Genomic DNA, 20900 nt, shown 5'->3' with positions numbered 1-20900 from the left:
GCCCTTGGTCGGGCCGTGCCGTTGATTATTCCTGAACCGGCGTCAGAGCGATCCGCAATGCTTCGATTGCAGCATCGCGCGCAGCGCTGTCAGCGAAGGCCGGGCTATGGGCGACACACTCGCCTTCCAGCCAGACGCTGAAGCTCAAGTCTTCATTTCGCACGTCCAGCGACTGACCCGACTGCAGCTGCTTGGTCACCTGGCCTGCGGCTTTACCGTCAGCGAAGTTGCGCGACAGCAGCAGTTGCTCGCCATCGGCCGCCAGCAGACGGAAGCGGAAACTGCCGTCGTCTTCGCGGAAGCTGACAAAACGTGCAGCTTTTGCCGCCTTTTTCCTGGTGGTCGCTGCAACCTGGGTTTGGGCAACGAACGAACGCAGGCCAACCGCCTCACGCAGCTCGTTGAGGAACGGTGTCGCGACCGCACGGGCCTTTTTCGCGCCGTGTTGCAGGATGTCTTCCAGGTCTGCCGGGCGCTCGATCAACTGGTGATAGCGCTCGCGCGACTCGCCCAACTCATTGTCCAGCAACTGGAACAGACGGTTCTTCGCCTCGCCCCAACCCAGGCCCTGCAGCAGTTCGCTGCGGAACTCGTCGGATTGCGCCGGTGTGGCGAACGCCTGGAACAGTGTGAACAAGTGCGAATTGTCCGGATCTTTTGCCTCGCCCGGCGCGCGGGAGTCGGTGACGATCCGCGAAATCGCGTCCTTCATCTCTTTGGCGCTGCTGAACAACGGAATGGTGTTGTCGTAGCTTTTCGACATCTTGCGACCGTCGAGGCCTGGCAGCGTGGCAACGCTTTCCTCGATCAGTGCCTCGGGCATGGTGAAGAACTCTTTGCCCTGGCCGAACAAGTGATTGAAGCGCTGACCGATATCCCGGGCCATTTCCACGTGCTGGATCTGGTCGCGACCGACCGGCACCTTGTGCGCGTTGAACATCAGAATGTCCGCCGCCATCAGCACCGGGTAGCTGTACAGGCCCATGGTGATGCCGGCGTCCGGGTCTTCGCCGGCCTCGACGTTCTTGTCCACCGATGCCTTGTAGGCGTGGGCACGGTTGAGCAGGCCCTTGGCGGCAACGCAGGTCAGCAGCCAGGTCAATTCAGGGATTTCCGGGATGTCGGACTGGCGGTAGAAAGTCACGCGGTTCACATCCAGGCCACCGGCCAGCCAGGTCGCGGCGATTTCCAGACGCGAGCGCTGGATGCGCAGCGGGTCATCGCATTTGATCAGGGCGTGGTAGTCCGCCAGGAAGTAGAACGAATCGGCATTGCTGTCACGGCTGGCGACGATCGCCGGACGGATGGCGCCGGCGTAGTTGCCCAGGTGCGGCGTGCCGGTGGTGGTGATGCCGGTGAGGATACGGGTACGAGTCGTCATGGGTAATCGCTTGTCAGACTGCAATCATTTCGAAAGACGCGGCAGGATCAGATCCTTGAGATCGGTCAGCTTGCCATGAAAAAAGTGTCCGCATTCTGCCACTTTCAGCAGCTCATGGGGACGTTCGAGCTTGTCGGACCATTGGTAAACGAGCTGCGGATCGATGACTTCGTCGGTTTCCGGCTGGATCAGGGTCAGTTCGCCGTGCTGAGGCAACGAGTGCTGATCGCCCAGACGCATGACCGCCGGTGCGACCATGAACAGGTGTTTGAGCTGTTCGCCCTGCGCTTCGAGGCGCCCACCGAGACTGGCGGCGACAAAACCGCCGAAGGAGAAACCGAACAGGTTGAGCGGCAAGTCCGGGTGTTTGGCTCGAAACCAGTTGGCCACGGCCTGGGCATCATCGACTTCACCGGTGCCCATGTCGTGGGTGCCTTCGCTGGCACCGACGCCACGGTAATTGAAACGCAGGGTAATCAAACCGGCATCGCGCGCGGTGCGCTGCAGGGTCGAGACCACTTTGTTGAGCATGGTGCCGCCCTGCACCGGGTTCGGATGGCAGATCAGCGCCAGGCCGCGCGGCTGCTCGTTATCCAGGTAAAGTGCTTCCAGTTGACCGACCGGGCCATCAATCACTACAGGGGTTTCACGCATAAGCAAGGAAGGAACTCCGTGACCTCGAATCGGGTCGACTCGTCTAGCAAATTGTCTGTAGCTGTCTATTGCGAGTGAATCGCGGTATACAGCGCAGGTTCGAGCCGTTAACGTAAAGCAAAGCCGTTTATAGAGGAAGGACTCGTGGAACACTCGCTCTTAGTTTGGTTGTTGCCGACTCTTGCCCTGGTTGTGGGTGTCGCCATTGGATTCCTGATCGCTCGCCTTGCGCCGAATGCCGCGCCTAGCAGCACGCAACGTCAGCTGGACGATATTCAGGAACGTTTCGACAGTTATCAGAATGAGGTGGTGACCCACTTCAACAGCACTGCAACACTGGTCAAGAAACTGACTCAGAGCTACCAGGAAGTGCAGGATCATCTCGCCGAAGGCGCCAACCGCCTGGCCTTGGACGAGCAGACCCGCCAACGCCTGCTGGCCTCCCTGCACGCCGACGCGGCGCAGGCTCCACGGGAACGCCTGACGCCGCCGCGCAATCAGGAACCACCGCGTGACTACGCGCCTAAAGCCCCGAACGCACCGGGCATGCTCGACGAGCATTACGGCCTGAAGAAGTAATCAGGTCCCAGACGTGAAAAAGCCCTCGGACGAGTGATTGTCCGAGGGCTTTTTTTGTTGTTGAACGCTTCTTTGCCCGGTCTGCCCCCATCGCGAGCAGGCTCGCTCCCACAGGGCTCGTCTTCGATCACAGGATCTGTGTCGATTGAAGATCAATTGTGGGAGCGACCCTGCTCGCGATGGGGCCGGAATCAACGACAAAAAAAAACCGCCCGATCTTTTAAGGATCGGGCGGCTCTTTCACACCTGGGGTTCAGTCAGGCGATCAAGGGTATTGCTGGACGGTGCCTTGTTGCTGGCCGCCATACTGCTGACCCGGAATCGCCTTGAGGTTGACCTCGACACGGCGGTTCTGTGCACGGCCATTGACGTCGCCGTTGCTGGCAATCGGGTTATCCGGCCCGGCGCCACGGGCGCTCAGGTTGGCACCGCTCACGCCTTGCGACGTCAGGTAGGTCGCCACACTCTGCGCACGACGCTGGGACAGGTCCATGTTGTGCTGACGGCTGCCGGTGCTATCGGTATAACCGACGATCTCGATCTGGTTCTGGTTGAACTCTTTCAGCGAGCCGGCCAGGTTGTTCAGTGGCTGGTAGAAGCTCGGGGCGATGTTCGCCGAATCGGTGGCGAACGTGATGTTACCCGGCATGATCAGCTTGATCTGATCGCCCTGGCGCTGCACTTCAACACCGGTGTTGGCCATGCTGGCCCGCAGTTTTTTCTCCTGCTGGTCGGCGTAGTAGCCATAACCGGCAGCGGAGGCACCGCCCAGAGCCGCGCCGATCAATGCCCCTTTACCACGGTTATCGTGGTTGATGGCCGCACCCGCCACAGCACCTGCCAGAGCGCCGAGACCACCGTATTTGGCGGTTTTGCTCATACCCGTGGAGCCACCATCCGCCTGCCCCTGGTTGTCGTACGGGTTGGGCGAGGCACAACCGGACAACAGCGCCACGGCTGTAGCAACAATAATCAAACGACGCGTGGTGAACATGTAGAGCTCCTACTTTTTACATTCTGTGGTGCAACGAACTTAAGCATCGAACCATTGCGGGCGTTGGATCGTCTCGCTGGACAAAAATTCCGCCCGTTACAATTCAAGCCCGAACAAAAGGATTTTCGCGCATTTCATCGCCAAGTCGGGTGTCGGGACCATGCCCGGCTACCACGGTGGCCTCCTCGTCGAGGGTGTACAGACGCTGCTTGATCGAGCGCACGATAGTTGCCTGATCGCCGCCCCACAAATCCGTGCGCCCCACTCCGCGACGAAACAGGGTATCGCCGGCAATCAACAGCTTCGCGTCGGAAAACCAGAAGCTCATGGAACCCGGCGTATGCCCGGGCGTGTGCAGCGCCACACCGCAACCGCAAGCCAATTCTTCATCATCGGCCAGCCAGCGGTCCGGTGATGGCACTGGCGTGTAGGGCACGCCGAACATCTGGCACTGCATCTCCAGATTGTCCCAGAGGAATTGATCTTCTTTGTGCAGGTGCAAGGTGGCGCCGGTTTTCTCCTTCAACTGACCGGAGGCCAGGAAGTGATCGAGATGCGCGTGAGTGTGAATGATGCTGACCACTTTGAGGCCCAATGCATCGAGCCGAGCCAGGATCAACTCATGGTTGCCTCCCGGATCGACGACAATGGCCTTTTTCGTTACCGGATCGCCGATGATCGTGCAGTTGCACTGCAAAGGACCGACAGGGAAGGTTTCTCGAATGAGGGTGGCTGGCCGGGACATCGCAGAGGGCTCAATCAACAGGGATGGGTAATGTTCGCACAAATCGGCGCCCGGCAATTTGCCGCCCTGTGTAACTTTAGTTTCACCCTTAACCCAACACGCCCAGCTCCTTCGCCCGTGCAACCGCCTGCGTACGCCGCTCCACCCCGAGCTTGCTGTTGATGTGGCTGGCGTGGGTTTTGACCGTGTGCAGGGAAATAAACAGCTGATCGCTGATCTCCTGGTTCGAACAGCCTTGGGCGATCAGGCGCAGCACAGACAGTTCCCGCGTACTGAGCTGTTCTGCCGCTGCGGTGGATTCCAGCGCCGGGCGGACCACCGGCGTCGGAAGTTTCTCCGCCAGGTCCTGGCAAACGGTCGTCGGCGCACAGAGTTGAAGCTGTCCACGCAGCCAGTCCGGGTGCTCGGCCAACAACCTGTCGAACGGTTGCAGCACGCCACCGGCAGCCGCCTCTAACGCCTGGCCCAAGGCCTTGCGAGCCTCGGGTTCGCGTCCAGTGCTCAGCAACAACGAGGTTATTTGTGTCAGTGCCATCGTACTGAGCAACTGCCGACCGGTTTGCTGACCACGTTCGAGCAAAGCATTCAAACGCCCCTCGGCCAGCATCGGTTGGCCCTGAATAACCTCCAGCAAAGCTTGCTGCAGCTCGATGTGCAGTGGCAGTTGCGGGTGGAATTCCGGAGGCGCCGCCGGGTGTTCGCCGTTGTAGGTCTGACTCAATCTCGTCAGCCATGCTTCGGCCAGATCGGTGCGGCCCTGGGCCAGCCAGAGTTCGCATTTGACCAGCGTGATCATCGCCAGATAGTAGATGGGCGGCACGTCCCAAATGTGCATCAGCCGTTCGGCTTCGGCCAGCTCGGCAAAGGCCTTGGCGAACTCGCCACTGCTGCCTTCCAGCCGCGCGATCACGCAGTGGCCGATCAGCACGCTGATGTCGCGGCAGGCACGTGCCTCGCTCAACCCGACCTGCAACCGCACCTTCGCCGCTTGTGGTTGCAGGCGCTGCGCCAGCAGAAATCCTTCGTACAAGGCCAGTCTCGCGCGTACCGCATAAAGCCGTTGCGGAGATAAACCTTGCAGACGTTGCAATCCTTGACGGACTTCATCCAGCGAACGAAGGATTTCCCCGCGCGCCTGCAGCACACGGGCGCGGTCGTAGTGGGCCAGCGCTTCGAACAACGGATTGCCAACCCGCTGTGCCAACTCCAGAGAATCCCGGTTCAACTCGCGTGCGCGCCACAAGTCGCCATCGGCGATGGCGAGGTTGGACAGGGTCGAGAGGCACATCAACCGCTGTCCGTAGCGTTTGCACGGAAGGCTTTCCAGCGCCTCGCTGCAATAGAGCAGCGTGAGTTCGCGGTTGCCGCGCCCGCGAGCGATGATCCCGCTCAGTGCCAGCCACTGTGCCAGCATGGATTTCTGCGCGGTGGCCGACGGGGCCGGCAGGAAGCGACTCAAATGGCTCGACAGCTCCTCGGCCGCATCCAGTTGACAGGCCAGCCCCAACGCCCAGCTGTAGAGCACGATCAGACGCGGCGTGCTGATCAGCAGACTGTCGGGCAAGTCCATTTTCCAGCGCAGCAACATGCCGACGTTTTGCTCGGCCAGCAATTGCTCTTCGGAAAGGTTTTGTACCAGGTTCGCCGCCACATCCAGGTGTCCGGCGCGCAAGGCCTGCTCCACTGCTTCGTCGAGCAACCCCTGGGCATTGAACCAGCGACAGGCACGCAGGTGCAGGCTCGCGGCCGGCACCACTGGCTGTGCGGTAGGCCGCGTGCGCAGCAGATCGGAGAACAGGTGGTGATATCGATACCAGTGGCCGTGTTCGTCCAGCGGCACCAGGAAAACCTGGTGCGCCGCCAGAAAGCGCAGGATCTCGGCGCTGTCATGCGCGTCGCGAATGGCGTCGCACAGCTCGCTGCAAAAACGTTCCTGGGGCGCCGTGTCGTAAAGGAAGGACTGAACCTCGGCGGGCAGGCAATCGATCACTTCTTCAAGCAGATAATCGCGGATCAGTCCCTCTCCGCCGTGCAGCGCCTGGGGCAATGCTCCTTGGCTGCCGGCCTCCGAGGCCGCCAGCAACCAGAAGCGCAACCCGGCAACCCAACCTTCGCTGCGCTGGATCAGGCTTTCCAGGGCCTCACCGCGCAATGAGCTGCTGTGCCGGTCGAGCAGGGTCAAGGCTTCGTCGTGGGTCAGGCGCAAGTCCTGTTCATTCAGCTCGAGCAGTTGCCGCGACAAGCGCAGCCGCGCCAGATGCCAGTCAGGGCGCTGGCGACTGGTGACCATGACCAGCAAGCCGTCGGGCAAATGATTGAGGAAAAACTGCAGGCAGCGATCAAGCACCGGCCCCTGGGCCAGATGATAGTCATCGAGCACGAGTAACAGCGGCGTCGCTGTCGAAAGGTGTACCGCCAGCTCGTCGAGCAAGCCGTCCAGCCATTCCTCGAAAGCAAACGGCTGATGCCGCTGGCGCATCTTCAACAGCCCCAGGGACTGCCTGCCCAGTTGCGGAAAATAGTCCTGAAGGCCTTCGAGCAAGCGTTCGAGGAATCGACCCGGATCACTGTCTCGCGGACTCAATCCCAGCCAAAGGCTTTGCCAATGGACCGGCAGCGACTGACAGAACTCCACCGCCAACGAACTTTTCCCGAACCCTGCCGGTGCACTGACCAGTAACAGCCGACCATTGAGCCCGGCACTCAGACGCTCGCAAAGACGAGGCCGCAGCACATGGCCGTCGGGCAAGGGTGGTCGGAAAAAACGCCCGGCCAGCGTGGCGACGGCAACGCTTGCAGGGCCTGGTGGAGGGAACAGATCAGTCATGGCCGGCTCTTGTTTGAATTGCGAATGGCGGCGTTGCAGATGTCCGCAGACTAGCGGTAAACGAAGTGGTTATGAAGGTTATTGCTACAAATGACTACAAAAAGTCTACGAACAAAAGATCACAGCCTCGTTTCACTCGATGGCTCGGACATTGAAATGAGGCCGCCAGCTTTATCAACGCACAAAAAAAACGCCCCGAACCAGTCGGGGCGTTTCTAGAGGATGCGGCCTCTGTTCAGTGCACGTTAGCGAACACCATCCTGACGCAAGGCTGCCGGGGTGAAGTCGCTGGTGGTGGCCGTGAAGCCGAAGTCGTACGCAGACTTTTCTTCGTTCTTCATGCCCAATGCCAGGTAACGGCCCGATTGCAGGTCGTACAAGGCTTCCAGGGCATACCACGGTACTTGCTTGTCGTAGTAGTTCTCGGCATGAGCCTCGGCGACACGCCACAGTTGGTTACGACCATCGTAGTGATCGATCACCGCTGCTTGCCAGGTGTCTTCGTCGATGTAGAAGTCACGCTTGGCATAGATATGGCGCTGACCTTCCTTCAAGGTGGCAACCACATGCCAGACGCGACGCAGCTCGTAACGCGCCAGGTCCTGGTTGATGTGACCGGCCTTGATGATGTCGGTGTACTTCAGACTCGGGTCGTCGAGCTTGTAGGCGTCGGAGGCGATGTACATCTCTTTCTTGCCTTCGAGTTTCCAGTCGTAACGATCCGGCGCACCGTTGTACATGTCCAGGTTGTCGGAGGTGCGCAGGCCATCGGCTGCGGTACCCGGCCCGTCATAGGACACTTGCGGCGCACGACGCACACGGCGCTGACCGGCGTTGTAGACCCACGCCGAACGCGGTTCCTTAACCTGGTCGAGGGTTTCGTGCACCAGCAGCACACCACCGGCCAGACGTGCCGGAGCGGTCACTTTCTGCTTGAAGTAGAACAGGATGTTGCCCGGGTTTTTCGGGTCGTAGTCCTTCATCTTGTCGCGGAACACGAACTGGTCCTGGAAGTACACCAGGCTGAACGAACCGTTTGGCTGCGGCGTAGCCTGGGTGACCAGGCGGGTTACGCTGCCGCCGCGATAGCGGGTGATGTGGTTCCAGATGACTTCAACGCCGCTTTTCGGAATCGGGAACGGCACTGCGGTCTCGAAGTTTTCCAGACCGTTACCGCCGGATACCAGATTGGTATTGGTGGCGTTGCGCTTGATGGCGGCGAACACGTCATCCGGCACGGTAGCGCCACGATGGGACGGGTAAACCGGCATCTTGAAGGTTTCCGGGTAACGCTTGAACATCGCGTACTGGCCCGGGGCGAGTTTGTCCTTGTACTGCTCGACGTTCTGCGCCGTGATGATGAACAGCGGTTTTTCGCTGGCGTACGGATTGGACAGGAAACCTTTGCTGTCGACGGAACCGGCGTTCTTCGGCATGGGTTTCCAGGCCGGGATCGAACCGTCGGCGTTACCCGCCATTTCGGCCCCCATGGGGGTCAGGCTCTTGCCCAGCTTGTCCGCCTCGGCTGCCGGGACCGCCGCCATGACACTGGTCGCCAGCAGCGAAAGCCCCAGAACACCGGCGTGGAACAGACTCTTTGTTATTTTCATATGTGCGTTCGTCCTGAAAATACAGTGCTTAGAAGTTCACGCCGAAGCTGAGCGCAACGAAGTCGCGGTCATCCACGGTGGTGTACTTGCCGTCGAAGAAGTTGGTGTAAGCCAGGCTCGCGGTGTAGGTGTTCTGGTACTCGGCGTCCAGACCCAGGCTGACCGCTTTGCGACCTTCCTCGAAGTTGCCGCCAGGGCCAGGGGAGTAACCGCTCACGTCATGGGACCAGGCGACGTTCGGCTTGAGGTTCACACCGGCGAACACGTCGTTGTATTCCCAAATGGCCCGACCGCGATAACCCCAGGAAGTGGCTGTCGTGAAGCCGTCATCGTTGCAATTGCGGCTGAGGTTGTTGGTAGCAGCACCTGGACCTGCACCGTTGATGGTGCTGGTGTTGAGCGCCACGCAGGTGTTCTGACCGCCGGTGGCAGGCAGCTCGCCAGGCCCGTAGACCGGATCACGGCCGTAGCGGACGTCGGAGGTGCTTTCCAGGCCGCCGACGTGGGTCACGCCCACTTCACCGACCAGGGTCAGACGGCTGGCGCCCATGACCTGATCGAAGAAGTGCGTCAGGGTGGTCTGGAACTGGGTGATTTCCTTACGACGATAGCCGTGCAGATCCGAGCCCGGTGGAGCGGAAAGCAGCGAAGCGTTGGTCAGCGAGCCGCCCAAAGGACGTACGCCGGCGAACAGGATGTCGGTGGAGTTGAGCTGCACCGGTGCGTTCGGACGGTAGCTGACTTCACCGCTCCACGCCGTGCCGGTAGGCAGGGTGGTGGAGAAGCTCAAGCCGTACAGGCGAATGTCTTCCGGATATTCGACGAAGTAGCTCGAGTTACCCGCGACAATCAGCGGCGCCAGCGCCTGCAACTGCGCCGGCAGCGCCCTGACCCCGGCAAAGGTCGACGCCGGAGCACCGGTGGCGCTGAAGATCGGCGCACGGCTGTGGTAATTCATGAAGTAGGCACCGAATTCGGTGTCCAGCGGATCGAACATGTATTTGAAGGACGCGCCCCATTGGCCGCTGTCCCGTGCATCGCGGTCGCCGGAACGACGCACCAGCACACCTTCGTTGTCGACGTCGACGCCCAGTCGGGTCAGCGTAGGCAAGGCCGCGGCCGGAATGGTCGAACGTTTGTTCAGCACACGCAGGTTGTTGTCGCAGCCGTCGGCGATGATGTCCGGCTGGGAGAAGAAGGTGCCGCAGTTGTCGACGACGGTCTGGTCCCATTCCAGCTGGTAGAACGCTTCGGCCGACAGGTTTTCGGTGAGGCTCTGGGACACGTAGAACATGTTGACCGGGATCAGGCCTTCCTTGATCTCGGCACCCGGACGACGGAACGCGGACACGTCGATCGGGTTGATGGAGTTGATGCCGCCGCCGATGAAGGTACTTTCACCCCAGCTCACCACCTGCTTGCCCAGACGCACGGAACCTGGCTGATCGGCAATGGAATAGTTGTGATAAACGAAGGCATCGAGGATCTCGCCACCAGCGGACTTGGCGCCTTCCTTGCGATTGTCGTCGCTGATGTCCTTGAACGGACGACTCTCGTCCTTCAATTCAAAGTCGTACCAGTATTTGCCACGGACGAAGACACCGGTATCGCCGTACTTCAGTTCCAGGTCGTGGATGCCCTTGAAGATCTTCGAGAAGGTTTCCCCGCTCTTGAAGTTCAGGTGACCGTCATCGGAAGTCTGGGACAAGCCATGGCCGCCGTTGTTGACGCCGATGAGGTTCTTGTTCGGCTGCTGGGTAGACCAACTGGCACCAATGGACAGGGACGAGTCGAACTGGCCTTCGATTTCACCAACGTTGAAACTGACGCCGAATGCTGGCCCGGCGAGCGTAGAGGCAAGACTGACGGCCAGAGGCAGTTTTGCCCGGCGCCAGAACTGATTTACTGATGTCATCGACGCTACTCCATGTGCATTTTATTGTTATGGCAGTGAGCACTTCTAAAAACGTTGTGGATGACGGGGAGCCAAGGCATCCCGAAGTCATTCCAAAATTGCATCGCCCCGTTTTGTGCGTTTGCTCCGTTCTTAAAAATCCTTGAGCGGACTATAGCCAGCAGGTAGTAGTGCTTGATCCCTCTAAAGTGTGATTTGCACCTGTCAGCCACTCTGGAACAGTCCTTTTGCCAGACCGACGCCCGTCGGCAGGGCAAGGATGGCTTAATTTTCTGATTTGACAAGCCAAGCGCTTGCTTGGTGGGGCCGGCGTGCCCTTTTGGGCACGCCGGAACACGCTTAAAGCGTGGAAAGGAAGGTACTGTTGTTGGCTTGCCATTCAGTGATATCGACGCGAATTCGCTTCTTGTCGAGCTTGCCGACACTGGTCTTGGGAATTTCAGTAACAAGGGCGATCTGACTCGGGATCGCCCACTTGCTCAGGTGCCCCAGTTCCACGAATGGCTTGAGGTGTTCCTTGAGTTCCCGGGCATCGATAACATGGCCTTCGCGGACCACCAGCAAGGCAAACGGCCGCTCGCCCCATTGCGGATCGGCAATGCCCACCACTGCTACTTCGCGTACCGCCGCATGGCGACTGATCAGGTCTTCGAGGTCCAGGGAGGACACCCACTCACCGCCGGTCTTGATCACGTCCTTGATCCGGTCGCGAATGTCGATCACGCCCATGCTGTCCAGGGTCGCCACGTCACCCGTGTGCAGCCAGCCCCCGGCCCAGAGCTCGGCGCCCTTCTGCGGCTCTTTGAAATACCCCTCGGTCAGCCATGGCGCACGCAGCACCAGCTCGCCCTGGGTCTCGCCATCGGCGGGCAGGAAATTGCCATCGGTGTCGATGATCGCCGCTTCCACCAGTGGCCCCGGTACGCCAGCCTTGATCCGATAAGTCGTGCGTTCGTCTTCGCTGCCGGCCATCAACTCGTCGTTGAGGTGCGCGCAGGAGACCAGTGGCCCGGTTTCCGACATGCCATAAGCGGCCGTCAACTGAATGCCCTTGGCCTTCGCCGCTTCGTACAGGGCACGATTGAGTGCACTGCCGCCGATGACGATTTTCCAGCCAGCGAAATCGGTGTTTTGCGCCGCCTTGGCATTGAGGACCATTTGCAGGATGGTCGGCACACAATGAGAGAAAGAGACCTTTTCCTTGCGCCACAGCTCCACCAGAAACTCCGGGTCATAGCGCCCGGGATAAACCTGCTTGAGCCCGAGCATGGTCGCCACATAGGGCAGGCCCCAGGCATGCACATGGAACATCGGCGTGATCGGCATGTACACGTCGCTGGTGCCCAGCAGGCGCACGCTGTCGATCGCGCCCATGATGGTCGACACGCCCATGGTGTGCAGCACCAGTTGTCGATGGCTGAAGTACACGCCTTTGGGATTACCGGTGGTGCCGGTGGTGTAGAAGGTCGTTGCGACCGAGTTTTCGTCGAAATCCTGGAAGTCGTATTGCGGGCTCGCAGCCGCCAGCAGTTGCTCGTACTCGCCGACCAGGTTCGGCAGGTCGGCGGTCTTTTCCGGCAGGTCGGTCAGCAGCAGGGTTTTCTCGACCGTGGTCAGGTGCCCGGCAATCGCGTTGTACAGCCCCACGAACTCGCTGTTGACCAGTACAAAGCGGTCCACGGCGTGGTTCATGGTGTAGAGGATCTGTTCCGGCGACAGGCGCACGTTGATGGTGTGGATGACCGCGCCGATCATCGGAATGGCAAACATGCATTCCAGATAACGATGGCTGTCCCAATCCATCACCGCCACGGTGTCCCCAGGCTTGACCCCGGCCTCTGTCAGCACATTGGCCAACCGCGCGACCCGTTCGATCAAGGTCGGATAGCTGTAGCGCAACTGGTCGCGGTAAACGATCTCGCGCGTTTTCTCATAGCGCGCCCCGGACATCAGCAGCCGTTTGATCAGCAGCGGATACTGGTAAGCGCCTTCGGCTGGGGGGATAACGCGAGTCTGCAACATAAGAATCCCTTTTCTGACTGCACGGTCGTGGCTGAAAGTAAGCACTCTAGTGCCCTTGATCGCCAGCCAAATCAGCCAAAGGAATGATTTGCAGAGCCGCACAAATGCTAGCGTTGCGCCAGCATTTGTCGGTATGCACAGCGCTCAGGCCGTTTGTCCTGCCAAAGCCTCCGAGGGCGTGCGCGGGAAGACCAGGGCCGCGACGAAGGTCAATGCCGCAATCGCCGCCAAAATCAGATAGAGCCCGACCAATCCCTGGAGCGGTTCGACGTAAGAGATCAGAGGGATGGCGGTGGCGCTGGCGCCGAAAGACAGGCAGTAACGCAACGCAAAGACCCGTGATTGCCATTGAGGCGCAACGAAATTGGCAACCATCGCATCGTTGACCGTGACTTGGCCGAACACCACGAACATGAACGCCGCCCCCAACGCAATCACGCCCCAGCCTTCGCCATAGGCGAGTGCGAAGAGCAGCGGTGCCTGGCACATCGTCAGCACCACGAATGGCCACTTGAGACTGACGCGATGCAATACCCGGCCAATGCTCAACTGAGCCACGGCGCCAAAGGCGTAAGCCAGGCTGACCACGACACCCAAGGTTTGCGGCGAAGCGAACAACTCGTGCAACCGCTCCTGGAACAGTTTCGGATAAGTCATCGTCGTCGCGTTGAACACCACGCCGCCGGTCGCCGTGGCCAATGCCAGCACGCCGAACACCAACGCCATGGAGATTCGCTGACCGCCCGCCCCTTTGAGCGGCGTGTGGGGACGCTTGGGGACAGGCTCCTCACGCACCTGCAAGGCGAACCCGACACCCAGTACCATCGCCACCACACCCGGCAGAATGAACGCCGCACGCCAGCCGAAATGCGCCACCAGCAGCCCGGTGATCAGCGCTGAAAACGCCACGCCCAGGTTGCCCCACATGCCATTGATGCCGATCTCCCGGCCACGGTTTTGTGCGTAGGCCACCAGCATCGCGGTGCCCACCGGATGGTAGATCGCTGCAAACATCCCGATCAGCGTCAGACCCAGCACCAACATCGGGGCGCTGTGACTCAAGCCGGTAAAAATCGCTGAAGCGCCAATGCCGAAGAAAAAAACCAGCATCATTCGCCGTCGGCTCCAGTGATCCCCCAGCCAGCCGGCCGGCAAGGAACAAGCGCCAAAGGCGATGAATCCGCCCAGGGACAAGCCGATCAGCGCCGCGAAATCGAGGGCAAACGCCTGCGTCATGCCGAGCACCGCGGCGGGAAATATGAGCATGAACATGTGGTCGATCACATGGGCGGCATTGATGTAGCGGATTACGTTTCTGGACTGGTTCATCGCGGCACGCTTTACGTTGGAGTGAGCGACCTATGCTAAGTTGGCGAAAAAGCGCATTCCTGACAACAAAGTCATCGGATCTGACATGTTAATCAGCCATTTCCAGCACGGGCCGGTCAGTGCCTATCCGCGAGATTACGTGGATGGCGCACACCAGGAACTTCATCAACATCGCGAAGCGCAGTTACTGTATGCCGTGTGCGGGATGATGCGAGTGGTGACAGCGCAGGGTGCGTGGATCATTCCACCGACCCGCGCCGTGTGGATTCCGCCAAAGGTGGAACATGAGATTTTCATGTCCGGGGAGGTGCGCATGCGCTCGCTCTTCATCGACGCCGAACTGTCGCCGGCGAACCTGCAGCAGTGCTGTGTACTGGCGGTCACGCCGCTGCTGCGCGAGCTGATCGTGCGGGCAGTGCAAGGCCCGCAGCACGCTGAAAATCCTCTGATTCAGCAACTGATGCTGCAAGAGCTGGCCAGCCTGGAAAACCTTGCGCTGCACATACCCATGCCCGAGGATCGGCGCTTGCAGAGCATCTGTCTGGCACTGCTGCAAAAACCTGATCACCTCAACACGCTGGAGGACTGGGCGCAGCAGGTCGGCGCCAGTTCACGCACTCTGGCACGACTGTTTCAGCAACAGCTCAAGATGACTTTCAATGACTGGCGCCAGCAACTGCGCTTGATGGAAGCCCTGCCCCGTCTGCTCGCCGGGGAAAGCGTGCAGAGCGTCGCGCAGGACCTGGGTTACGGCAGCGCCCGCGCGTTCAGCGCGATGTTCCGTCGTTTGCTGGGAGAAAATCCCCGGCAATACCTGAACACCCTGAACAAGCTGAGCGAACTCGGCGCCACGTAGGATCAGTGCATCTCGGTAAACGCGAGTTTCACACCGATTGCAATCAGTACGGCGCCCATGGTGCGGTCGAACCAGTGCCCCATGCGGGCGAAACCGGCACGCACACGTTGCTGGCTGAACAGCATCGCCACCAGGCAGAACCAGGTCGCGGTCGCGGCGGCCAGGTAAATTCCGTAGCCGGCTTGCACCATCAGCGGTGTGTGAGGATTGATCACGACGGTGAACAGCGACAGGAAAAACAGCGTGGCTTTCGGGTTGAGGCCATTGGTCACGAAACCCGAAGTGAAGGCGCCACGGGCCGTGCGTTCGCCCCCTTCCTTGTGCAGATCATCCGCCACCGGTTTGGCCGGTTGCGCCCGCAGGGCCTTGAAGCCGATGTAGAGCAAGTAAGCGGCGGCGGCCCACTTCAAGGCATTGAACAGCACGATCGACTGCGACACGATCAGGCCGATGCCCAGCAGCGAATAGCCGACGTGCAGGAAGATCGCGGTGCCGACACCGAGCGCCGTCCAGGTGCCGGCACGACGACCGTGGGTCACACTCTCACGCACCACCACAGCAAAGTCCGGGCCGGGGCTGGCCACGGCCAGCAGGTGAATCAGGGCAACGGTCAAGAACTCTGTCCAGTACATGAAGGCTCCTTTTTGGACAAGCGTAACTGGTTGTTTCATCTGGTAGGCTCGGCAGATTACGCTTTCAGTTCATTGCACAAAAGGTACAGTTGATGACGAACATTCGCCGCGCCGTTTTCCTCGACCACCCGTCCCTGGATCTGGGCGACCTCGACCTCAGCCCGTTGCGCGATTGTTTCAGCGAGTTGCAGCTATACCCCCAGACCCTGCCGGATCAGGTGATCGAGCATCTCAAGGGCGCCACCGTCGCCATCACCAACAAAATCCGGATCGACGCCGCCGCCATGGCCGCCAGCCCCGAGCTGAAGCTGATCCTCATCACGGCCACCGGCACCAACAACGTCGACCTCGCTGCCGCCCGCGCCCACGGGATTACCGTCTGCAACTGCCAGGGCTACGGCACGCCTTCGGTGGCCCAGCACACCCTCATGTTGTTGCTCAACCTGGCCACACGTCTGGCTGATTATCAGAAAGCTGTCGGTGAAGGCCGCTGGCAACAAGCCAGGCAGTTCTGCCTGCTGGACTACCCGATCGTCGAACTGGAAGGCAAAACCCTCGGTTTGCTCGGTCACGGCGAACTCGGCGGCGCGGTCGCGCGACTGGCCGAAGCCTTTGGCATGCGCGTGCTGTTGGGTCAGATTCCAGGCCGCCCTGCCCGCCCGGATCGCTTGCCGCTGGAAGAACTGCTGCCGCAGATCGACGCGCTGACCCTGCACTGCCCGCTCAACGAACACACCCGCCATTTCATCGGCGCCCGCGAACTGGCCTCGATGAAACCCGGCGCTTTCGTGGTCAACACCGCCCGTGGCGGCCTGATCGACGAGCAAGCGCTGGCCGATGCCTTGCGCAACGGCCATCTGGGTGGCGCCGCCACCGACGTACTGAGCGTCGAACCGCCGACCCATGGCAATCCGCTGCTGGCCCACGATATCCCGCGACTGATCGTCACCCCGCACAACGCCTGGGGCAGTCGCGAAGCGCGGCAACGAATCGTGGGCCAAGTCACGGAAAACGCTCTGGCGTACTTCAGCGGTAAGGCGCTGCGGGTCGTCAGTTGATAAACTGCGGCACTTTTTTCCACAGGAGCAGTTATGGATCCGCGCAGTGAAGTACTGCTTCGTCAGGCCGAGTTATTCCAGGGTTCGGTGCTGCTGGCCGGTTTACCCGCCGACGACTTGCTCGGTCGCCTGCCGGCCGCTCACGGCTGGTGCTGGCACGCCGGCGACCAGGCGGCCCTGGATGCGCGCTTTGCCGAGCGCAGCCATTTTGGCGTGAATGTCCCGCAGCGCGAGTTCGACAGCGCGGTGGTGTTCCTGCCCAAGTCCAAGGACCTGACCGACTACATCCTCAACGCCGTGGCTTCGCGCCTGGAAGGTCGTGAGGTGTTTCTGGTCGGCGAGAAAAAAAGCGGTATCGAGGGGGCGGCCAAGCAACTGAACCCGTTCGGCAAGCCACGCAAGCTCGACAGCGCGCGCCATTGCCAGCTCTGGCAAGTCACCGTGGTCAATGCACCGGCAGCCAAACCGCTGGAAAGCCTGGCCCAGGAATACGAATTGCCGCTGGCGGAAGGCCCGCTCAAGGTCATCAGCCTGCCGGGCGTGTTCAGCCATGGTCGCCTGGATCGCGGTAGCGCGCTGTTGCTTGAGCATCTGGATAAACTGCCAAGCGGCCATTTGCTGGATTTCGGCTGCGGCGCCGGTGTGCTGGGGGCGGCGGTCAAACGTCGCTACCCGCATAACCAGGTCACTTTGCTGGACGTGGATGCGTTCGCCGCCGCCAGCAGTCGCTTGACCCTGGCTGCCAACGGTCTGGAAGCAGACGTCATTACCGGTGACGGCATCGATGCCGCACCGATGGGCTTGAGTGCAATCCTGAGCAATCCACCGTTTCATGTGGGTGTCCATACCGACTACTTCGCCACCGAGAACTTGCTGCGAAAAGCCGCCAAACATCTGAAAAATGGCGGCGAACTGCGCTTGGTGGCGAACAGCTTCCTGAAGTATCAACCACTGATCGAAGAGCATCTGGGCGTGTGCGCGATCAAGGCCGAAGGACAGGGTTTCAGAATCTACCGGGCCAAGCGCGGATAAGAAATTTCTGCTTGCCGAATGGATTTTGCCTAGGCAGAATCCGCTCCGTCCTAGGGGAGTAGTCTCCCACGAGCGCCACGCTCGTCCGGCATGCGTCAACATACTTGGTCCTCAGACCATGGCGTATGCGACCCAAGCGTCCACATCAGATGGATCGCCGGGGTTTGACAAGACCTATGACACGAACACCTTACCCGGGGCGGGAAGGCTGTACGTGTCATAGCCGTGTCGACCCGCCCCTTAGGAAACCCCCTGATGCTGGATTCACTACTCGTACCTACCGCAATCGTTGCCTTGGCCGAAATCGGCGACAAGACGCAACTGCTCGCGCTCATTCTCGCCGCTCGCTTCCGCAAACCCTGGCCAATCATCGCCGGGATCATCGCCGCGACCCTGGCCAACCACGCAGCAGCCGGCGCGGTAGGCGCCTGGGTGGGAAGTTTCTTCTCGAATACGATGCTGCACTGGATCCTCGCGGCGAGCTTCGCCGCCACTGCGCTGTGGACCCTGGTGCCGGACAAGATGGATGACGACGAAGCCAGCACCGCCCGCAAGTTCGGACCGTTCCTGACCACGTTGATTGCGTTCTTCCTCGCCGAAATCGGCGACAAGACTCAGATCGCGACGGTGATGCTCGCCGCGCAATATCCGGAGCTGTGGCTGGTGATCATCGGCACCACGCTGGGCATGTTGATTGCCAACGTACCCGTGGTTCTGGCAGGTAACTTTGCCGCTGAAAAATTGCCACTGACGCTGATTCGCCGGCTGGCGGCTTCGGCCTTTTTCATCCTCGCCATCGTGGCGGTGTACAAGGCGATGCAGAGCAGCGGCTGGGTTTGACCACAACCCTGTGGCGAGGGGGCTTGCCCCCCCTCGCCACATCATCACTGCCGCAAGATCAGGACTTCTTGGCCTGCTCGTAAAGCGGCATGACTTTCGGGATGGCCGCCTGCAACGACGCAATACGACTCGATGAAGCCGGGTGGGTGCTCATGAACTCCGGCGGGGCACCTTCCGAAGCCTTGCTCATCTTGTTCCACAGGGTGATCGCGGCATTCGGGTTGTAACCGGCGCGCGCGGCCAGTTCGAGACCAATCAAGTCCGCCTCGTTTTCATTGGCGCGGCTGTTGGGCAAGGTCATGCCGTAGTTGGCCACGGTGTCGGCCAGCGCCAGGCTGTCCTGACTCAATCCGAGCAAGGCACCGGCGCCCTGCTTGGCCATTTCGATGCCATAGGCCTTGGACATCGCCTCGCGACCGTGCTCGCGCAGGGCGTGGGCGATTTCATGGCCGAGGATGGCGGCGATTTCATCGTCAGTCAGTTTCAGGCTGTCCATCAGGCCCGTGTAGAAAATGATCTTGCCACCCGGCCCGCAGTTGGCGTTGAGCTCATCGCTCTTGATCAGATTGACTTCCCACTTCCACTGGGCCGAATCCGGACGAAACACCGGAGCCTGGGCAATCAGTCGATCGGAGATCGCCTGAATCCGCTTGGCATCGCTACTGGTCTTGTCCAGCACACCCTGAGTGCTCGCCTCGCCTACCGTCTTTTGATAAGACTGGGCGTACATCTGATTAACCTCATCGGTGGACAACATGCTGAACATGTATTGCTTGCGCTCAACGCCTACAGCACCGCCGCTGGTCGTGTTGACCGACTGACACCCGGCCAGCAGCAGACTCGCGCTCAGCCCACACAACACCCATGTCTTGTTCATCAAAAAACTCCGTAAAAACATGCCCGTATCCTATGCGCGCAAATGTATCGACGCCAGATACAACGGATGTAAGACGCTGATTTCTTGCAAAGCGCTCACCGCTGCAGGAAAAAAATTCACAAACCGATGCACGCCACGACCACTCTTGGTTCATTTACGACCTCGAACACGCCAAAACAGTCATTTCGTCCACGTCTGCTAATGCCTGCTCTACTTCCTGCCGATACACCACCGCAGTCGTCTTTTCGCGTGCGGAGCCCCCATGAAATTCAAGTCAATCCAGTTTTCCGTGGCAGCCCTTGCCGGTGCCATTGTTCTAAGCGTCGTGGCAGCACTGGTTGTTTATGCACTGTTTTCCGGGGCACGGACGCAAGACATGGTCCAGGAGCGGACCCAGGCGCAATTCGAGCAGGTGATCGAACAACGCCTGACGTCGCTGGCGCAAACCCAGGTCAGCCAGATTCAGCGTGAACTCGAAGCGCCACTGCTGATCGCCGGCGGACTGGTGCGGGTCAACGCACTCATCGGGACGCAGGGTGCCGATGGCCAGCCTTCGCTGAGCCTCAGCCGTGAGCAGTTGATCGGCCTGATCAAGGAAAACGTCGCCAGGAACCCGAAAATCCTCGGCACCTACATCGGCTGGGAAAAGGACGCGCTGGATCACAACGATGCGGCCTACATCGGGACCAAAGTCGTCGGCATCGACCCCGCCAACGGGCGCTTCCTGCCGTGGTGGTTCCGCAACGAGGACGGCAGCCTCGGCCTGGACAAACTGGTGGACGTCGACGACCAGAAAACCCTGTCCACCGGCGTGCGCGCCAGCGAGTACTACCTGTGCTCGAAGGAAACCAGGAAATCCTGCGTGATTGATCCGGCGCCCTACAAGGTCGGCGACAAGATCGTCATGCTCGCTTCGTTTATCGAACCGATCATGCTCAACGGCGCCTTCCAGGGCATCGTCGGCGCTGACCTGTCGGTGAACTTCATCCAGGAAATGCTGCTCGGCGCCAACCAGAAGCTCTACAGCGGTGCCGGTGAAATGGCCCTGATCGGCGGCAACGGCCGGATCGTCGCCTATACCAAGGACTCGACCAAGTTCGGCGAAAAGGTCAGCGACATCCTCGACAGCAAGCAAATCGCCAACATGGCCAATCTCAAGCGCGGCGAAGTCACCTATACCGTCGACAAAAACCAGGGCCGGATCGAGCTGTACCTGCCCTTCGGCATCGGCCAGACCGACGCGCGCTGGACCCTGATGCTGCAACTGCCGCTGGACGCGGTGATGGCTGATCTGCAAAAGCTTCAGGCTGACCTCAATACCCAACGCAAATCCGACACCTTCGGCATGGCCATGGTCGGCCTGTTGATTGCCGGCATCGGCTTGCTGGTGATCTGGCTGGTGGGCCACGGCATTGCTCGCCCACTCAAGCAAATGGTCGCCATGCTCGACGACATCGCCCAGGGCGAAGGCGACCTGACCCGCCGTCTGACCAGCGACCGTGCCGACGAACTGGGTTCGATCGCCAAGGGCTTCAACACCTTCCTGGCC

At 60.3% G+C, this 20900-nt stretch carries 16 protein-coding genes, 1 pseudogene and 1 riboswitch; of the genes and pseudogenes, 6 read left to right on the top strand and 11 right to left on the bottom strand.

Going from position 1 to position 20900, the window contains the following annotated elements:
- Positions 1-25: 25 nt before the first annotated feature.
- Both ACX3YF_RS12550 and ACX3YF_RS12545 read right to left on the bottom strand, forming a co-directional pair.
- Entirely contained in the window at positions 26-1381 is a 1356-nt protein-coding gene (locus tag ACX3YF_RS12550) for a tryptophan--tRNA ligase (RefSeq protein WP_130208241.1), read from the bottom strand.
- A 24-nt stretch (positions 1382-1405) separates the two neighbouring features.
- Positions 1406-2035, bottom strand: a complete 630-nt coding sequence (locus tag ACX3YF_RS12545) for an alpha/beta hydrolase (RefSeq protein WP_130208379.1) — start codon at positions 2033-2035, stop codon at positions 1406-1408.
- Between the two features lie 144 nt (positions 2036-2179).
- Between ACX3YF_RS12545 and ACX3YF_RS12540 the strand changes: the two genes are divergently transcribed.
- Positions 2180-2614 (top strand): Z-ring associated ZapG family protein, encoded by a 435-nt coding sequence (locus tag ACX3YF_RS12540; RefSeq protein ID WP_047533043.1) that lies wholly within the window; start codon positions 2180-2182, stop codon positions 2612-2614.
- A 265-nt stretch (positions 2615-2879) separates the two neighbouring features.
- On the opposite strand, the gene ACX3YF_RS12535 is transcribed toward ACX3YF_RS12540, so the two are convergent.
- The 7 genes from ACX3YF_RS12535 to ACX3YF_RS12505 form a co-directional block, all read right to left on the bottom strand.
- Entirely contained in the window at positions 2880-3608 is a 729-nt protein-coding gene (locus ACX3YF_RS12535; RefSeq protein WP_130208243.1) for an OmpA family protein, read from the bottom strand.
- A gap of 103 nt (positions 3609-3711) precedes the next feature.
- On the bottom strand, positions 3712-4353 hold the full coding sequence (locus tag ACX3YF_RS12530; protein ID WP_130208245.1) for an MBL fold metallo-hydrolase: 642 nt from the start codon (positions 4351-4353) through the stop codon (positions 3712-3714).
- Between the two features lie 88 nt (positions 4354-4441).
- The gene (locus tag ACX3YF_RS12525) at positions 4442-7180 is read right to left on the bottom strand and encodes a LuxR C-terminal-related transcriptional regulator (protein ID WP_130208247.1); all 2739 of its coding nucleotides are present in this window, start codon (positions 7178-7180) and stop codon (positions 4442-4444) included.
- A gap of 245 nt (positions 7181-7425) precedes the next feature.
- On the bottom strand, positions 7426-8790 hold the full coding sequence (locus ACX3YF_RS12520) for a DUF1329 domain-containing protein (RefSeq protein ID WP_130208249.1): 1365 nt from the start codon (positions 8788-8790) through the stop codon (positions 7426-7428).
- Between the two features lie 28 nt (positions 8791-8818).
- Positions 8819-10705 (bottom strand): DUF1302 domain-containing protein, encoded by a 1887-nt coding sequence (locus ACX3YF_RS12515; protein ID WP_130208251.1) that lies wholly within the window; start codon positions 10703-10705, stop codon positions 8819-8821.
- A 339-nt stretch (positions 10706-11044) separates the two neighbouring features.
- On the bottom strand, positions 11045-12727 hold the full coding sequence (locus tag ACX3YF_RS12510) for a fatty acid--CoA ligase (protein ID WP_130208253.1): 1683 nt from the start codon (positions 12725-12727) through the stop codon (positions 11045-11047).
- 144 nt (positions 12728-12871) lie between these two features.
- Positions 12872-14056, bottom strand: a complete 1185-nt coding sequence (locus tag ACX3YF_RS12505) for an MFS transporter (RefSeq protein WP_130208255.1) — start codon at positions 14054-14056, stop codon at positions 12872-12874.
- 85 nt (positions 14057-14141) lie between these two features.
- On the opposite strand from ACX3YF_RS12505, the gene ACX3YF_RS12500 reads away from it, so the two are divergent.
- On the top strand, positions 14142-14912 hold the full coding sequence (locus ACX3YF_RS12500; RefSeq protein WP_130208257.1) for an AraC family transcriptional regulator: 771 nt from the start codon (positions 14142-14144) through the stop codon (positions 14910-14912).
- Positions 14913-14914: 2 nt separating this feature from the next.
- On the opposite strand, the gene ACX3YF_RS12495 is transcribed toward ACX3YF_RS12500, so the two are convergent.
- Complete coding sequence (locus tag ACX3YF_RS12495) at positions 14915-15544, bottom strand: LysE family translocator (RefSeq protein WP_130208259.1); 630 nt, start codon at positions 15542-15544, stop codon at positions 14915-14917.
- A gap of 92 nt (positions 15545-15636) precedes the next feature.
- On the opposite strand from ACX3YF_RS12495, the gene ACX3YF_RS12490 reads away from it, so the two are divergent.
- The 3 genes from ACX3YF_RS12490 (at position 15637) to ACX3YF_RS12480 (ending at position 18474) form a co-directional block, all read left to right on the top strand.
- Positions 15637-16602 carry a 2-hydroxyacid dehydrogenase gene (locus ACX3YF_RS12490; protein WP_130208261.1) on the top strand — a complete coding sequence of 322 codons (966 nt, stop codon included), beginning with the start codon at positions 15637-15639 and terminating at the stop codon, positions 16600-16602.
- Between the two features lie 33 nt (positions 16603-16635).
- Positions 16636-17634, top strand: a complete 999-nt coding sequence (locus ACX3YF_RS12485; protein ID WP_130208263.1) for a class I SAM-dependent methyltransferase — start codon at positions 16636-16638, stop codon at positions 17632-17634.
- Positions 17635-17674: 40 nt separating this feature from the next.
- Positions 17675-17800: riboswitch (yybP-ykoY riboswitch) on the top strand.
- A gap of 89 nt (positions 17801-17889) precedes the next feature.
- The gene (locus ACX3YF_RS12480; RefSeq protein ID WP_130208265.1) at positions 17890-18474 is read left to right on the top strand and encodes a TMEM165/GDT1 family protein; all 585 of its coding nucleotides are present in this window, start codon (positions 17890-17892) and stop codon (positions 18472-18474) included.
- Between the two features lie 58 nt (positions 18475-18532).
- On the opposite strand, the gene ACX3YF_RS12475 is transcribed toward ACX3YF_RS12480, so the two are convergent.
- Entirely contained in the window at positions 18533-19351 is an 819-nt protein-coding gene (locus tag ACX3YF_RS12475) for a M48 family metallopeptidase (RefSeq protein ID WP_130208267.1), read from the bottom strand.
- A 262-nt stretch (positions 19352-19613) separates the two neighbouring features.
- On the opposite strand from ACX3YF_RS12475, the pseudogene ACX3YF_RS12470 reads away from it, so the two are divergent.
- Positions 19614-20900 (top strand): annotated as a pseudogene (locus ACX3YF_RS12470) (methyl-accepting chemotaxis protein); the annotation flags it as partial.

Source organism: Pseudomonas fluorescens group sp. PF-69, assembly GCF_054481235.1.
This window is presented reverse-complemented; position numbering and strand designations above follow the sequence as displayed.

Excerpts from the sequence above, each read along its gene's own strand:
- ACX3YF_RS12550 (WP_130208241.1), bottom strand. The coding sequence starts at position 1,381 with ATGACGACTCGTACCCGTATCCTCACCGGCATCACCACCACCGGCACG.
- ACX3YF_RS12545 (WP_130208379.1), bottom strand. The coding sequence starts at position 2,035 with ATGCGTGAAACCCCTGTAGTGATTGATGGCCCGGTCGGTCAACTGGAA.
- ACX3YF_RS12535 (WP_130208243.1), bottom strand. The coding sequence starts at position 3,608 with ATGTTCACCACGCGTCGTTTGATTATTGTTGCTACAGCCGTGGCGCTG.
- ACX3YF_RS12530 (WP_130208245.1), bottom strand. The coding sequence starts at position 4,353 with ATGTCCCGGCCAGCCACCCTCATTCGAGAAACCTTCCCTGTCGGTCCT.
- ACX3YF_RS12525 (WP_130208247.1), bottom strand. The coding sequence starts at position 7,180 with ATGACTGATCTGTTCCCTCCACCAGGCCCTGCAAGCGTTGCCGTCGCC.
- ACX3YF_RS12520 (WP_130208249.1), bottom strand. The coding sequence starts at position 8,790 with ATGAAAATAACAAAGAGTCTGTTCCACGCCGGTGTTCTGGGGCTTTCG.
- ACX3YF_RS12515 (WP_130208251.1), bottom strand. The coding sequence starts at position 10,705 with ATGACATCAGTAAATCAGTTCTGGCGCCGGGCAAAACTGCCTCTGGCC.
- ACX3YF_RS12510 (WP_130208253.1), bottom strand. The coding sequence starts at position 12,727 with ATGTTGCAGACTCGCGTTATCCCCCCAGCCGAAGGCGCTTACCAGTAT.
- ACX3YF_RS12505 (WP_130208255.1), bottom strand. The coding sequence starts at position 14,056 with ATGAACCAGTCCAGAAACGTAATCCGCTACATCAATGCCGCCCATGTG.
- ACX3YF_RS12500 (WP_130208257.1), top strand. The coding sequence starts at position 14,142 with ATGTTAATCAGCCATTTCCAGCACGGGCCGGTCAGTGCCTATCCGCGA.
- ACX3YF_RS12495 (WP_130208259.1), bottom strand. The coding sequence starts at position 15,544 with ATGTACTGGACAGAGTTCTTGACCGTTGCCCTGATTCACCTGCTGGCC.
- ACX3YF_RS12490 (WP_130208261.1), top strand. The coding sequence starts at position 15,637 with ATGACGAACATTCGCCGCGCCGTTTTCCTCGACCACCCGTCCCTGGAT.
- ACX3YF_RS12485 (WP_130208263.1), top strand. The coding sequence starts at position 16,636 with ATGGATCCGCGCAGTGAAGTACTGCTTCGTCAGGCCGAGTTATTCCAG.
- ACX3YF_RS12480 (WP_130208265.1), top strand. The coding sequence starts at position 17,890 with ATGCTGGATTCACTACTCGTACCTACCGCAATCGTTGCCTTGGCCGAA.
- ACX3YF_RS12475 (WP_130208267.1), bottom strand. The coding sequence starts at position 19,351 with ATGAACAAGACATGGGTGTTGTGTGGGCTGAGCGCGAGTCTGCTGCTG.